General features: G+C 67.8%; 12 protein-coding genes. All 12 read right to left on the bottom strand.

Translation table 11 applies throughout. The annotated features are described in order from the left end of the window. Positions 1 to 65 precede the first annotated feature (65 nt). The 12 genes from tssA to QCE62_RS17240 are packed head-to-tail and all read right to left on the bottom strand — an operon-like array spanning position 66 to position 13,741. The gene (gene tssA, locus QCE62_RS17295) at positions 66 to 1,211 is read right to left on the bottom strand and encodes a type VI secretion system protein TssA (RefSeq protein ID WP_309920828.1); all 1,146 of its coding nucleotides are present in this window, start codon (positions 1,209 to 1,211) and stop codon (positions 66 to 68) included. Continuing rightward, positions 1,208 to 5,335, bottom strand: coding sequence for a type VI secretion protein IcmF/TssM N-terminal domain-containing protein (locus QCE62_RS17290; RefSeq protein ID WP_309920825.1), 4,128 nt, complete (start codon positions 5,333 to 5,335; stop codon positions 1,208 to 1,210). Before QCE62_RS17290 ends, tssA begins: the two co-directional genes overlap by 4 nt. 55 nt (positions 5,336 to 5,390) lie before the next feature. Beyond that, the gene (locus QCE62_RS17285) at positions 5,391 to 6,143 is read right to left on the bottom strand and encodes a DotU family type IV/VI secretion system protein (protein ID WP_309920822.1); all 753 of its coding nucleotides are present in this window, start codon (positions 6,141 to 6,143) and stop codon (positions 5,391 to 5,393) included. A gap of 49 nt (positions 6,144 to 6,192) precedes the next feature. After that, the gene (gene tssK, locus QCE62_RS17280; RefSeq protein ID WP_309920820.1) at positions 6,193 to 7,527 is read right to left on the bottom strand and encodes a type VI secretion system baseplate subunit TssK; all 1,335 of its coding nucleotides are present in this window, start codon (positions 7,525 to 7,527) and stop codon (positions 6,193 to 6,195) included. After that, positions 7,524 to 7,985, bottom strand: a complete 462-nt coding sequence (locus tag QCE62_RS17275; protein ID WP_309920817.1) for a hypothetical protein — start codon at positions 7,983 to 7,985, stop codon at positions 7,524 to 7,526. The genes tssK and QCE62_RS17275 overlap by 4 nt, the downstream gene beginning before the upstream one ends. Then, positions 7,982 to 9,406, bottom strand: coding sequence for a cation:dicarboxylate symporter family transporter (locus tag QCE62_RS17270; RefSeq protein ID WP_309920814.1), 1,425 nt, complete (start codon positions 9,404 to 9,406; stop codon positions 7,982 to 7,984). The genes QCE62_RS17275 and QCE62_RS17270 overlap by 4 nt, the downstream gene beginning before the upstream one ends. Beyond that, positions 9,403 to 10,104 carry an amino acid racemase gene (locus tag QCE62_RS17265; protein WP_309920811.1) on the bottom strand — a complete coding sequence of 234 codons (702 nt, stop codon included), beginning with the start codon at positions 10,102 to 10,104 and terminating at the stop codon, positions 9,403 to 9,405. The genes QCE62_RS17270 and QCE62_RS17265 overlap by 4 nt, the downstream gene beginning before the upstream one ends. Positions 10,105 to 10,124: 20 nt before the next feature. Then, positions 10,125 to 11,399, bottom strand: a complete 1,275-nt coding sequence (locus QCE62_RS17260) for a cation:dicarboxylate symporter family transporter (protein ID WP_309920808.1) — start codon at positions 11,397 to 11,399, stop codon at positions 10,125 to 10,127. Positions 11,400 to 11,447: 48 nt separating this feature from the next. Next, on the bottom strand, positions 11,448 to 12,380 hold the full coding sequence (locus tag QCE62_RS17255; RefSeq protein ID WP_409017869.1) for a substrate-binding periplasmic protein: 933 nt from the start codon (positions 12,378 to 12,380) through the stop codon (positions 11,448 to 11,450). Positions 12,381 to 12,391: 11 nt separating this feature from the next. Next, on the bottom strand, positions 12,392 to 12,622 hold the full coding sequence (locus tag QCE62_RS17250) for a hypothetical protein (RefSeq protein ID WP_309920805.1): 231 nt from the start codon (positions 12,620 to 12,622) through the stop codon (positions 12,392 to 12,394). A gap of 9 nt (positions 12,623 to 12,631) precedes the next feature. Beyond that, on the bottom strand, positions 12,632 to 13,018 hold the full coding sequence (locus QCE62_RS17245) for a DUF4280 domain-containing protein (RefSeq protein ID WP_309920802.1): 387 nt from the start codon (positions 13,016 to 13,018) through the stop codon (positions 12,632 to 12,634). A gap of 30 nt (positions 13,019 to 13,048) precedes the next feature. Beyond that, positions 13,049 to 13,741, bottom strand: coding sequence for a toxin-antitoxin system YwqK family antitoxin (locus QCE62_RS17240; RefSeq protein WP_309920800.1), 693 nt, complete (start codon positions 13,739 to 13,741; stop codon positions 13,049 to 13,051). Positions 13,742 to 13,746: the final 5 nt, after the last annotated feature.

Raw genomic sequence — 13,746 nt, 5'->3', positions numbered from 1 at the left:
TGTCTTGGTGATGGAGCGAACCCATGGAGCGAACCCATGGAGCGAACCCATGGAGCGAACCAGCGTCATTCGATGCCGAGCATCGACAGATAACGGGCCATGTCGCCTTCGCTGCGCACGACTTCACGCATCAGTTCGGGCAGCGGCATCTTGCCCCAGGCCACCGCGCGCCACAACAGGAAGGGCGTCGGGCTGTGCGGTTCCTGCTCGGCGAGATAGTCCGCCACGAGTTCGAGCAACTGATACGCATGCGCGCGGCTTTCCACGCGCGAGAGCGGGACGGCGCCCGCCACGCTCAGCGGCATCGCGGGAGCAACGGGCGTCGTCGGGAGTTCGTGCAACACGGTGTCCATGGCGTGCTCCTGCGAGGCAAATTGAGTGTGGGCGAGTGCAGCGCCGACATGGATCGGCTCGGCCGGCGCCGGCCGCGCGTTGTCGCCGAGCAGGCTCGTCACCGCTTGCAGCACGCGTCCGAGCGTGTCCGCGACGCGCCCCAGATGCGGCGCGTCGTGTCCCAGCCGCTCGTCGAGCCGCGCGCTGAAGGTACGCCACACGGCCTGCGCGGTCTCTACCTGCTGATGCAGCGACACCAGCGCCGCGAGGTTGCCGGCGCGGCGCACGTGCTTGTCGAGCAGATCGCGCGTGAGCGTGGCGCCCTCGCCCGCCTGCGACGTGATGACGTGCTGCCATTCGTCGAGGTTCACGTACTCCGGCTCGCGATCCTCGATCATCAGCAGCGGCAGATGCACGGTGAGCACGAGCGGCAAGGCTTCGTTGAGCCACGCGAACGGCGCAGTGCGCGCGTCGGCGTCGCCGGGTTCGAGTTCGGGCCATGCGTGCGGCCAGTAGCGGTCGGCAAGCGCAATCATCAGCCGCGTGCCCGCGATCAACCCTTCGACGCGATGCATCCGCGTCCACGCCTCGCACAGCCACGCCGCCAGCTGGAAGTCCTTGCTGCGGGTGGCGAGCGCCTCGGAGCACAGCGCCGCGACGCGCTTCCAGTCCGCCTTGACGAGCGGCCGTTCCCATTCGCCCATCGGCAGCGTGGCGTCGTCGTGACGGCGCGCATCGCGGATCTGCTGATACACCGGGTCATAGCGCAGCGACACACCCGCGCCGTGGTTGTCGTCGTCGTTGCTGACCGGTTCGAGCAGCGCGTCGAAGTCGATCACGACCGTCGCTACGGTTTCCATCGGATAGGCCTGTTTCATAGTGCGCTCCATTCGGGTGCCCGAACCGGGAAGCTGCCGGGCCACGGCAGCGGCGTCTTCTTGCCCGCGGGCATCAGCGTGACGCGCATGAAGAGGCGCCCGCGCGCCTGCTTCGGCAACAGCGAAAGATCGGCCGGGTTGGCCGTGCTCAACGGGAATTCGAGGCGCAGCAGTTGCGACATGCGATCGCCGCGCGGCCCCGCATCCGCCACGCGCTCACGGTTCACGAACGAGATCAGCGCCCACGGATCGTTGAACTGCCAGGTCAGCGTGCGGCCATCGGTGCTGTAGCCGCGTTGCTGCGGATCGGCGGCGGCGGCCAGCGGCGAGTCCTTCGCGAAGTGCACCGTGAGCACGACCGGCGTGCCGAAGTCCCAGTGCAGCGTGCGCGGCGTGTCGTTCATCGACAGGCTTTGCGAGCCGGTCGTGAGCGTCCAGTCGATCATCTGGTTGCCGGCCACTTCGGCATTGCGGTTCACGCGGAACTCGACGTTCAGGTCATAGCCGTTGGGTGCGCCGTCGTCGGACGGATAGAGCGGCGCGAGCAGCGTCTTCACCTGATCGAAGTTGTCGATGAACTGGCGCACCTTGTTGTTGGTCAGCGACGCCGTGGAGCCCGAGGCATGGAAGGTCTCCGACACGGCGTCATAACGCTTCAGCACCTGCCCCAGTTCGCCGAAGTCCGCGACGGTCGGCGTGGCCGCGTTCGCGCGCGCCGCCACCGGCTGCATGCTGGCGCTCTCGAACGGCAGGCGGCCCGCGACGCTCTCGTTGAACGCGCTCGCGAAATTGCCCCATTCCTGCCGCAGGTCGAACACGTAGCCCGAGCGGCAGCGCGCCAGCAGACGGTCATAGAGACGCGCATGCAGGGTCGCGAAGTAATCGTCGCCGCCGCCGCTCGACACGCGGCCCGAGAACTTCGACATGCAGCCCGCGCCATTCGGATCCGCCGCCACCGACAAAGCAAATTGCTCCAGACGCAGGAGGCTGCTGTTCGGGTTCTTGAGCCGATAGCGTTCGAGATCGCGTTCGATGGCCTGCCAGCGCTGCGCGAGCGGCGAAGCGGCATCGGCGCTATCGAGCGCGGCGAGATAGGTCGCGGCCTGCTTGCCGAGCGCCAATGCGCGCTGCGCCTGCTGATCCAGATACGGCGCGAGACCGGCCGCATCGTTGACGCCGAAGGCCGCTAGAATCGGCGCACGCGTGCTGTGCGCGGTGTCCGGCAGGTCCTGACGCGTCGCGTACAGCTCGGATTGCGAGAGCCCCTCGTCGACCCGCTGAAGGTGCTGCATCGCATCGTCGGACACGAGCGAATTCAGTTCGTCGATCTGCGCGCTCGCGCCGAGCTCCGTCAGCAACGCGCCGATGCGCGCGATCCGCGCGCGCGCCGCGTCGAAGGCGGCGGTGTCGGCATCGCTCAGCGGCGCTGCGGGACCGATGTTCGCCGCCGACGCCGTCTGCGCAATCAGCAAGCGCGCAAACTGCTGGTCGAGCGCCGTCTCGACAGCGGGACGCGCCGTCGCCGGCAGGTTCACGAGGCCATCGGTCAGGAAGCGCTTGCGCATGTCGCCGAGCGCGAGCGCCTGATCGAGCTGCGTGCGGTCCCAGACGATCGCGGTGCCATCGACGAGCGTCGGCAGTTCGCGGTCGCGCGGCGCGATCATGAACGGCTGGTTCAGCAGGTTCGACAACGCATCGCGCAGCGCAGCGCGGCCCGGCGACACCGTGTAGCGCGCGTCCTTGTCCGACCAGACCACGCCGCTGTCCGCGCCGCCGAAACGCAGCGCCAGTTCGCTGCGGAAGGCCTGGAAGCCGGTGTCGTCGCGCTGGCGCATCTGGTTCGCGAGATCGGCGCCGAGCAGGCGGTTCTGCGCGATACGCGAGAGCGTGCGGTCATACACCGCGCCCGGCATGAACTGCGCCTGATGCAGCCAGCCGCCCTTGCCCGAGGCCAGCAGTTCGCGCTGCGTATCGACGCCCGCCACCACCGCGCGATAGCCCGCCGCGATACGCGTGATGTCGCCGGCGTTGCCATCGGCCATGCCGAGTCCATTCAGATGCTCGCTGATGCCGCGTTCCGCCGTGAGCAGCGGATTGTTCGCGAACAGGCCGTTGTCGAGTTGCTGCGCGCCCTTGTCGAGGGTGCAGCGGAACGCCTGGCGCACCGCATTCACGTCGACGCCCGCATCCGTGCTCGCCACGCCGTCGCGGCCCGCACGGGCGCGATGAAAGTACGGCACGCTGTCCGCGACGCTGCCCTGCAACTCCGCGCCGAGCGCATAGCGCACGACGAGCCGCAGCGCGTCGGCGTTGCCCGACGAGGGCTGCTGCAAGCGTTGCAGCGCCTGCAGCGCGGCGTCGAACTGATCGACGTTGTTCACGTACAGCTGAAGCGCGCGCATCTGGGGCAGATCGTCGATGGCGAGGCTCGCGGGCGCGAGCGCATCGCTGCGCGCGCCGGCGGGCGCGGCGCAGTCGTCGCCGATGATCAGTTGCCCCGTGCTCGGGTCGCGTCCCACGCCGGTCAGCGTGCTGACGCGCGCGACCATCTGGCGTTCGAGCGCGGCCACCGCAATCTCGCCGAACTCACGCTCGAAGCGCTCTTTCACGCGCGCGTTGAGATCGTCGATGAAGGCCCACGAGCCCGGCATGAACACGGTCCACCCCGTGCCGGTCTTGATGTTCTGATTCAGCGCGATCAGGCCGAGCGCCTTGCGCCGGTACCAGTCGGCGGGCATGTCCTGGCCTTGCTGCGCGGCGGCGGCACGCTCGGCCGCATCGCGATGCAGCGAACCGAGCGCCGCGACAAGTTCGCCGTTGCGATGACTCAGCTGCGCCGTCGCCACTACCAGTCCGATGCCCCAGCCGCCCAGCAGCGCCACGCCGCCCCAGCGCAGCGCGCGATTGAGCACCGGCCGCGTCAGATGCTGCGACCGCGAAGGACGCGTGAGGCCGTACTCGGAGAAGATCTTCTTTTCGAACAGATCGCGCAGGAACGCGGGCTGCAACATCAGGTCGTTGATGTGCGCGTTCGGTTCGCGGCGGCCATCGCCGAGTTCGTGTTCTGCTTCGGGCGCTTCGTCTCCCGGCAATGCTTCCGGTGCGGCGGTCATGGCGTCCTGAGCCACGCTCCACTGCGCGAACTCGCTCGCATCGCCGGTCAGGTAGATGCCGCGGAAGAAGAACGGCTCATGGTACGCGCTCGCGCGCAGCAGTTCATCCACGTAGGACTGAAGCTGCGCACGCATGGCGTCGATGCGCGAAGGCAGTTGCAGGAACTGGCGTGCATCCAGATGCGCGGGATCGAGCGCGAACAGTTCCGCGCTCGCATCCGACACCGAACGCATCACGCTGTTCATCGCGGTATCGACCCAGCCGGGCTGATACGTGGTCGAGAGATCGTAAGGCGACGACCAGCCGAGCATGCTGGCGCGCAGCGGCTCCGGCAACGCGCGCGCGAAGGTCGCGAAACCCGGCAGCGCATCGCAACCGGTCACCACGACATACACCGCGAAACGCATCGCGAAGCGGTTCTGCGCGAGCCACAAACGGCGATGCGCAAGCTTCGCGTGGCGCACGAGTTCGAGGCGCGCATCGGTGTCGTCGGCGAGCAGGGTTGCTGCGGGCACCGTGATGACCACCGAATCGAACGGACGCTGCGGCCGATAATTCCGGCACAGGCTCAGGAACTCGTCCCACGGCTTGCCTTCGTCGTCATCCGGCGAGCCGAGATAGGCCGCCTTGATATCCACGACGATGCCGCGATCGAAGAAGTGCCACGAGATGCCGTCGGTAGCCGCGAGACTCGACGCATCCGCGCCGAGCACGCTCGCCACGCCCGCCTGCGCGATCGGCAGCGGACGCGGATCGTCGCCTTCGTTGAGGATCATCACCCACGGAATGTTGTAGCGTTCCGCGCGCGTGGCGATATTGCCCTCGATCAGTTCGACCGCCTGCCGGAACGCGCTGCGCAGCGAATCCGAGCGCAGCCGCACGATCTTGCGCTCGGCCTGCGGCTTCGCATGCGAACCATGCAGCGCGAAGTAGACCACCGCGCCGAGCACGGCCAGCACGACCAGCGTGAGCACGCCGATCGACAGCAGAAAGAGATTGCTCGTCAGCATGGCCGCGCTCCTTGCTGCGCGCGGCGCGCCGTGTTCATCGGGGAAATCAGGCGCTTCATTGGCTCACTCCCGCGACCGGATCGGCATGCAGCGCTTCGCGCACGGGCCACGACTGCCACAGCCACAACAATTCCGACACCGCGAGCAGCGACACCGCCGCCAGCATGAAAATCACGGCCCAGCGGCTCACGGTCGGCAGCTTGCGCGGCGCGACGTGCGACAGCGTGTTCGCATACGCGGCCTCGGACAGCACGCGGTCGCGCCCGCCGAGATCCGCGCGGCGCTGATACACGAACTCATACAGTTCCTCGCGATAGCTGCGCAGGCGCGCGGCGGCATCGGTGCCGCGAAAACGGCCCTGGAAGCCCATCGCCAGCGTGAACAGATACAGCCGCGCGATATTGCGGCGCGACGGCTCACGATCCGACAGCAATTGCTCGATACGGCGAAACACCAGGTCGCCCGCAACATTGGTGCGGAACAGCGTCGATTCGAGCAGATACGCGGTCCAGCGCTCCTGCCCGGCCCACGGGGTGTTGAGCAGCAGTTCGTCGGCGAGGACGGCCTTCAGATAGCGCGCGTCCGACACCGTCTCCATCTCGAAGCGCGTCGTGTCGCGGCGCGATTGCAGCGTCTGGATTTCGAGCAGATTGATCAGGTGCCGGCTCATGCCTTGCGCGGCGAGGTCCGGATCGGCGTCGGGCAGTTCGGAGAGGCGCGCCTGAGCCTTCACGAGTTCATCGAGAAAGGTACGGAACTGCTCCGTGACGACGTCGTCTTCTTCGGGTTCGGGTCGGTTGCGTGCCATGCTTAACCTGCTTTCGTCTCTGCTTTCATCTATGTGGATGCGCTGCGCGTCAGCCCTTCACGAACAGCAGCATTTCCTGCGGGCGCTGCGCGCTCGCGCCTTCATTCGGGTTGCCGATCACGAGCAGTTCGCTGGCGAGCACCAGCGCCGGCTCCGCCATCAGCTCGAACAGCAGATAGCCCGAGCCCGAGCGCAAGCCGAGATCCTCGGCATAGTCGATCCCGCGTCGAGCCGCGCCGAGCACACGCCGGCTGCGCAGCGACGCATACACCGACTGCGAGCCGATCACCGCGCCGTCCATCCACGCGAGCAGGTCGCGATCCGACTGGCCGCGCAGGCCCACGACGAGCCGCTCGCCGATCCAGTCCGGATCGAGCGTCAGTTCGAACGCGCCATGACGGAACTCGAACTTGTGCTCGCGATATTCCTCGTTCACTTCGGACATCGATTCGCGCAGCGAGCGCAGGAGCGGCGTGAAGACGCCCAGAGGATCGGCGTGATCGTAGTCGGGCGGCGCGGGCGGCAGGCCGCCGGGCTTGAGCGTCGCGAGCGAGCCGTTGAGCGCCGCGAGCGCGTGATACAGCCCGAGCGGATGCAGATGCGGCGTGCGCAACACGGCTTCCGCGAGCGGCAGCGCGCTCATCAGGCTGCGCAGGCGGTCCTTCAGTTCGAGCTGTGTCAGACGGTCATCGACCTTCGACGAAGGATTCGCCGTCTGACGCGCGACGAAGGCGGCCTTGCCGCGCAACTGACCCAGCAGCGATGCAACGCTCGTCCACAGCGGATTGTCGCGGGCGATTTCGAGCAGCGGCGGCTGATGCTCGCCGAGATGCACGACTTCATTGTCCTTGTAGAGCGAGCCGAGGCGCAGCCACACGTGCATCGCGGAAGGCACGTCACCTGCCGAGAGCGCGAGGTTCGGCACGAGGCGCGGGATATCGGCGGGCGGGGCATCGGAGACCTGGTCGTCCACCGGCTCGCCGGAGGTCGAACGGAAGCGGCGCACCTGCGCGGCGCGGCGCATCGCGCCTGCACCCGGCAGCGTCAGGTAGAAGTCCAGCGGCCCGTTCGACAGCTGCTCCGCGAACGGCTCCAGCGAAAGTTCGAGGCGCGCGCCGTCGCTGTGCTGCGCGTCGTAGGTGACGGCGGTGCCGTCGGGCAGGATCGCGTCGAGTTCGAGCACGCGCAGCAGGCCCGCGGGCAGCAGGCCCTGATCGAATCTCAGTTTGCGCACGCCCCAGCTGAACGGCGCGGCGGCGAGCGTCTGCCACGCGACGAGCGTATCGACGCGCGCAGCCATCTGCTGGAAATGCTGCGGCGAGAGCAGCATGCCCTCGTACCACTCGATACGCTCGGTCACCGCCGGCGTGCGGTCATGCATCATTTCGAATCCGTCACGATAAGGTTGTTGGCATTCAGCTGCACGACCATGCGGCCGCTGAAGCGCTCGATCCGCACGCGATGCGCGCCCGGATCCCGATAGTTCGCGAACACGAATGCGCCCGCGACGCGCGGCCCCGCAAACGTCTCGCCGTTCACCTCGATGCGAAAGCCCGGCACGATCTCCCAGCTTTTGTAGCGCAGCGCCTTCGGGAAGGTGCGCGCGAGATCCTCGCGGCCCGCGAACCACTTCGACGCGGGCAGTTCCGCGATGCGCGCGAGCATCGCCTCGTCGCTGACGAGCACGATGTCCACCGCGACCGGGCTGTTGTTGTTGATGTCGTCGCTCGCGTCGAGCGTGACTTCCGACCACTTCGCCTTTTCGCCCGACAAGCCCAGCGCGCCGCAGCCCGAAAGCGCGGCCGCCAGCAGCAGCATCACGATCAGATTCACCTTCTTCATCTTGCTCCCACTCCAATTCCCAGCAGCACGATCAGCGAGGCCACCGTCATCAGGCAGCCGGTCGCGAGCGCGAGCTGGCCGCGCGTGAACGTGAAGCGCAGTGTCGTATCGAGGCGCGCCACGCCGCCCGTCGCCTCGACCGCCGCATGGCGCTCCGAAGGCAGGCCCGCCGACACCAGCGCGATCACCATGCACGCCGACAGCAGGCTCAGCGCATTGCGCGGCCCTTCGCAGATGAGGTCGAGCGTCACGAACAGCACGCCGGCCGCTTCCACCGGCAGGTGCAGCATCGACAGGACGATGCCCATGTAGCCCACCGACGCCACGCCGCCCTGTCCCGCCGACACCAGCGCGGCGATCACCGACGCCGCGCAGACGATCAGGATCTCGCCCGCGCCGAGCGGCCGGTTGTAGAGGTTCGCGACGAACACGGCGGCGAGCGCGTAATACAGCGCGGCGCCGGCGCGCACGAACACGGAGCCGAACGGCACGACCAGTTCCACGACGCCGCGCGAGAAACCCAGCCGCTGGCTGAGCGCTTCGATGGTGTGCGGGATCGGCGCGGTCGCGCTGCCCGACGTGAGGCCGACCAGCAGCGGCGCCTTCAGCTGGCTCAGCACCTGCATGAAGGGCTGGCCGGCGCGCACCGCGATGGTCACGAGCGCCAGTCCGCCGAGCGCGCACGAGGCCAGACCGAAGCACACGAGGAAGCTGCTCATCGCGTGGAGCGTCGCGGCTTCGGTGTTCGCCACCAGATGCGCGGCGACGCCGAACGCGAGCACCGGCAGCAGCAGATTGGCGCGCGCAATGATGGTTTCGAGCGCGCGATACACGCCTTCAAACACGCTGCTCAGCGTGCCGGTCTGTTCGCGCGACAGCGCCGCGAACGCGAGGCCGAACAGGATGGTCGCGGTGAAGATGCCGAGCGAATGACCCTGCGCGAGCACGCGATAGAAGTTGTCCGGAAAGATGTCGCCGACGCCGACGAAGCTCGCACCCGCTGCGGCCGCCGCGCCGTGGTCGAACAGCGCGACCTGCACGTCCTCGGCGCTGCTGGCGCTTTGCAGCACGAGGCGGCCGAGTTGCGCGCGCGCTGTGGCGGACAGGTCCTGACCCGGGCCGGCCATCACGCCGATCAGCGTGCCCGCCACGCTGCCCAGCACCACGAGACCGAACGCGACCAGCAGCATCATGCCGATGCGGGTACGCGGACGCGGCAGCGCGATTACCTGGCGCAGCCCGAAGAAGGTCGCGACGACGAGCAGCGGAATCGCCGCCATGTTCACCACCGCGAGATACATCTGGCCGACGAAATACGCCGCCGCGCCGGCCGGCTCCGCAAAGACGCCGCACAGCGCGCCCACCGCGATACACACGATGAGCCCGAGCGTGCTTTGCGAGAGCGTATGCAGTGCCTTCATTGCGGGCGGTTCCAGCCGCGTTCGCACGCGTAACGGACGGTGGCGCGCGCGAGTTCCAGCGTGCTGTCGATCAGCGTGACCGGCGGCTTCCCGATGCGCCGGGCCGCCAGCGGAATCTCGGTGCAGGCCATCAGCGCCGTGCCGATGCCCTGTTCCGCGAGCAGCGTCAGCGCGGCTTCGAGATGCGCGGCGGCGGCATCGAGATCGCCGGCCTTCACTTCGCGGATGCAGTCGCGCACCAGCGGCTGCATGGCTGCGTCCGGCACGACGGGTTCGATGTCGAGCTCGGTCAGCGCCTGCTGGTAGAAGCCCGACACGAGCGCGCCGCCGGTCGCCAGCAGCGCCACGCGGCGGGCCGTGCGCGGCACCGCCGCCACGCAGGTCTGCGCGATGTGCAGCACCGGCGCGGCGCTGCGCGCGCGCATCGGCTCGTACCAGTGATGCGCCGAGTTGCACGGAATCGCGATCAGGCCCACGCCGTTGCGGTTCAGCAGGTCGATGCCGTCGAGCAGCGCCGGCAGCGGATCGGCGCCGTTGTCGATGATCGCGCTCGACCGGTCGTCGATGTGCGGCAGGTTCGCGACGATCATCGGCAGATGGTCCTGGTCGCGGCTTGCCTGCGTGAGCCGCACGACCTTGTCCATGAAGTCGACCGTGGCGAGCGGTCCCATGCCGCCGAGAATGCCGATCAGTGCCATGACGGTGGGCTCCTCGATTCCTAGATCTTCAGCGGACGCGGGCAGATCACCGAAACCGCCGCCGCGTTGCCGATCACCAGCACCAGCGTGCGCAGCATGTCGCAGATCGGATCGACGGCGAGGAACAGGATGAACGCGGCTTCGAACGGCAGTTGCAGATACGAGCAGGTCATGCCGACCAGCGACACCGTGACGAGACCCGTCATGCCCGCCGATGCGAAGCCCGCCAGTACCGACGCGAGCAGCACCGTCACGATCTCGACCACGCCGAGCGAATGCCCGTACAACTGCGCGATGAACAGCGTCGCGCACACGTAGTACACCATCGGGCCGACGCGCAGCAGCGAAATGGTCAGCGGCACGAGCAGCTCGACACGCGAGCGCGCGAAGCCCAGGTCATCGACGAGGCTCTCGATCATGCTCGGCATGCAGGCGGCGCTGTTGCGCGTGGCGAGCGCCAGCGCGAACGGGGCGCGCAGTGCGTCGAGGGTCTTGCCGAGGCTGTGATTCGAACGCTTCCAGATGATCGCGGCGGCCAGCACGATCAGCAGCGCCGTCGCGATGACGAACGCGATCACGAATTGCAGCATCGCGTGCAGCGGGCCGACGCCCGACTTGCCGAGTTGCGTCGCGCTCATGCAGAACAGGATCAGCGGCAGCGGATAGCTGAGCCAGTGCATCAGCTTCTGGCACGCGTGATAGACGGTTTCGAGCGACTGGCTCAGGCCCACCGAAATGCGCTCCGGCACACGGCCCACCGCGAGGCCGAACAGCAGCGCGAACACCAGCGCCTTGAGTGCGTCGCCGCTGGCGAGCGCCGCGAAGATGTTGGTCGGCACGAGGCTCGACAGCACGTCGGCCAGGCTCAGCGTCTTCTGCGGCAGGTCGGCGCCGTAGAGGTTCATGACCGTGTCGCTCGACGAGCTGTCGCTGCCCACCATCAGGCCGAAGGTCTGCATCGTCGCCGTCGAAATGTTCGCGCCCGGATGCATGACCAGCAGCACGATGGCGCCCACCGCGGCGACCGTCGCCGACGCGCCGAGGAACACCGTCAGCACGCGCACCAGCAGGCGCGAGGTGCCGCCGTCGCGGAACAGGCGCTGCAGGCTGAAGATCACCGCCGAGATCATGAAGGGCAGCGTGGTCATCTTGAGCAGATCGACATAGATGTCGCCGAGCAGGCCGAGCTTCTGTGCTTCGGCGGGCATCAGCAGACCGAACGTGCCGCCGAGCGCCAGGCTGCCGATCACCACCCACGGGTTGAGTACGAATGCATAGATCCTGCTGGAATTCATGGCTTTCTCTTAGGGAAGTCTTATGGTCTCGTCGCGTACCGCCAACGCTCAGTGGTCCGCCGCCTGAAGTACCGAACTCACGTTCAGCTTCACGCTGCGTTCCGAGAGGAACTGGTTGATGAAGGACAGCAGCGCCGGGGCGTTCACATTCACGCCGATGGCGAGCGTATCTTCGAGGTCCTGCAAGGTCACGACGCGCAGGCGCAGCGAAGCGGTCGGATCGACCTTGAGCACGCGCTTGACTTCGAACTCGTCGCGGTAAGCGGCGGTGATTTCGCCGGCATTGAGCGCCTTCAGCACGTCTTCCCAGGTCGCGAAGCTGCGCACCTGCGCATGCGGGAAGTTATTGACCACATAGCCCGCATACGACGAATTCGCGACCACGCCGATGGTGCTGTCGTAGTTGCGGATCACTTCCGGCACCGAGCGGCCGTGCGCCAGTTGCGCGAACTTCACGCGGTTCAGCAGCAGCGCGCGTTCGAGGCGCAGATAGGGCGTGCTGAAGGAGATCACCGTCGCGCGCGTCAGCGTGCGGGAGAGCTTGCTCACGGCGATATCGGCCTGGCCGCGCGCCAGCAGATCGACGACTTCGTCGAAGGTCTTCGCGTCGCGGTTGAAGCGGACCTTCACGCGCAGCTTTTGCGCGATGTCCTTGGCCAGATCGATGTCGAGGCCCGTGAGCGTGCCGTTTTTCTCTTCGAAGAACGGCGGCTGATCGACGCTCAGCACCGCGACCACCAGTTCACCGCGCCCGATGATGCGTGCGAATTCCGGCGCGAGCAGGCGTCCGTCCGGCATCTGCACGAGGCCGGTCGAGGTGAGTGTCTGCGGTGCGGCGGGTGCGGCTGTCGTTACGGGAGCGGCGAGCGGAGGCGTTGCAGCGAACACGCTTGCCATGGCAAACAGCATCGGCACGGCGGCGGCCAGCGCGCCGATGCGGCGAAGGTGTGTCGAAAGCAGGCGGATGAAGGTCAACGGCATGAAAGACGGTCTCAATTGGAAGAAGCAGAAGCGCTCGACGCCGCGGACGGATCCTGCGGCGGCAACAGGTCGGTGGGCGCGGACGCGGCGATGGCGGGCGTTGGGCTTGCCGACACCGCCGCCGGATGCCCCATGCGCGCGCCGATCTCGACGCCCAGCAGGAACAGCAGCACACACAGCAGCAACGCGCTCGCCGCGGCGATTGTCACCATGCGCGAGGTCATCGAAAAAACGTATTGCATCGTCGGTCCTCAGGCGGTCATCGTCGTGACCTGGGCGGGCGCGACCACCTGGATCACGCCGGCCCACATGCACATCAATTTGGAAGAGTTCTGCAACGCGGGCAGCGAGCCGATCAGCACCGTCGGCGAACCCGGCGCCCACGGCGCGGTGGTGGCGGGCACGCACGGCATCGGCGTCAGCGCGCCGAGCGCGGCGGCCGTCGCGGCGGCCACGACCGGATTCGCCATCGAGGTGCAGGTGCCGAACGGCAGCACGTTGACCATCGGCACGTTGTCCATGATGGTCGCCGCCGGCGTGCCGCACAGCACGCGGTTCACGGGCAGCACCTGCAGCGTGCCCGGCGCCGCGCCAAAGCTGCATTGCAACGTCGCCCCCGCTGTCACCTGGATTCCCATGTCCCTGTTCCTCGTTCTCGTGCGGGCCGATCAGCCGCGCACCCACTTTTCCAGCTTGTTCACCAGACGCGGACCGCGCGCGCCGTCGCCGGGCTGCGCCCCGGCCTCGACCGCGCGCCATTCGCCTTGCGGCTTGCCGAGCTTGTAGCTGCGCTCGTGCGTCACCGCGCCGTCCGGCGCGTAGCGGCGCGCCGTGCCGTGCAGCAGTCCCGCGCGATACGGCAGGCTCGCCGCGAGCCCGCCGTGCATGTCGTACTCGCGCGTCTCGCCTTCGAACTGGCCCCGCGCGTAGCGCACGCGGCGCGTGACCACGCCGTCGTGCATGAACACCGCTTCGCCGTCGGGCTTGCCCGCTTCCATCTTCATCCGCGACGTCACCAGACCCGACGGCGCATACGTCACGCTCTCGCCGTGCAGCACACCGAGCACATAGTGCTGACGTGCCGCGAGCCGCCCGTCCTGATACAGCGACATCACGCCGTCCAGCCTGCCGCCGCGATAGTGCGACGCCTGCACCGGCGCGCCTTCCGCGTCGAAGGTCTGCGTCGGGCCGTCCAGCACGCCGTGCGCGTACATCGCGCGCAGCAGCGTCGTGCCTTCCGGCGTGCACTGCATGGCCTCGCCATGCGGCACGCCGTTCGCGAAGTGCATGTGGCCGACCCGATTGCCGAGCGCATCGCGCGTTTCGACCAGGGTGGTGTCCACCGCAGCGGCTTCCTTCATCACAC

Origin of the sequence: Caballeronia sp. LZ033, assembly GCF_031451265.1 — a bacterium.
Lineage (GTDB): Bacteria > Pseudomonadota > Gammaproteobacteria > Burkholderiales > Burkholderiaceae > Caballeronia.
This window is presented reverse-complemented; position numbering and strand designations above follow the sequence as displayed.

What these genes read in the sequence shown, in the direction of transcription:
- QCE62_RS17265 (WP_309920811.1), bottom strand. Translation starts at nt 10,104, where the DNA reads ATGGCACTGATCGGCATTCTCGGCGGCATGGGACCGCTCGCCACGGTC.
- tssK (WP_309920820.1), bottom strand. Translation starts at nt 7,527, where the DNA reads ATGATGCATGACCGCACGCCGGCGGTGACCGAGCGTATCGAGTGGTAC.
- QCE62_RS17275 (WP_309920817.1), bottom strand. Translation starts at nt 7,985, where the DNA reads ATGAAGAAGGTGAATCTGATCGTGATGCTGCTGCTGGCGGCCGCGCTT.
- QCE62_RS17285 (WP_309920822.1), bottom strand. Translation starts at nt 6,143, where the DNA reads ATGGCACGCAACCGACCCGAACCCGAAGAAGACGACGTCGTCACGGAG.
- QCE62_RS17250 (WP_309920805.1), bottom strand. Translation starts at nt 12,622, where the DNA reads ATGCAATACGTTTTTTCGATGACCTCGCGCATGGTGACAATCGCCGCG.
- QCE62_RS17255 (WP_409017869.1), bottom strand. Translation starts at nt 12,380, where the DNA reads ATGCCGTTGACCTTCATCCGCCTGCTTTCGACACACCTTCGCCGCATC.
- QCE62_RS17245 (WP_309920802.1), bottom strand. Translation starts at nt 13,018, where the DNA reads ATGGGAATCCAGGTGACAGCGGGGGCGACGTTGCAATGCAGCTTTGGC.
- QCE62_RS17260 (WP_309920808.1), bottom strand. Translation starts at nt 11,399, where the DNA reads ATGAATTCCAGCAGGATCTATGCATTCGTACTCAACCCGTGGGTGGTG.
- QCE62_RS17240 (WP_309920800.1), bottom strand. Translation starts at nt 13,741, where the DNA reads ATGAAGGAAGCCGCTGCGGTGGACACCACCCTGGTCGAAACGCGCGAT.
- tssA (WP_309920828.1), bottom strand. Translation starts at nt 1,211, where the DNA reads ATGAAACAGGCCTATCCGATGGAAACCGTAGCGACGGTCGTGATCGAC.
- QCE62_RS17290 (WP_309920825.1), bottom strand. Translation starts at nt 5,335, where the DNA reads ATGCTGACGAGCAATCTCTTTCTGCTGTCGATCGGCGTGCTCACGCTG.
- QCE62_RS17270 (WP_309920814.1), bottom strand. Translation starts at nt 9,406, where the DNA reads ATGAAGGCACTGCATACGCTCTCGCAAAGCACGCTCGGGCTCATCGTG.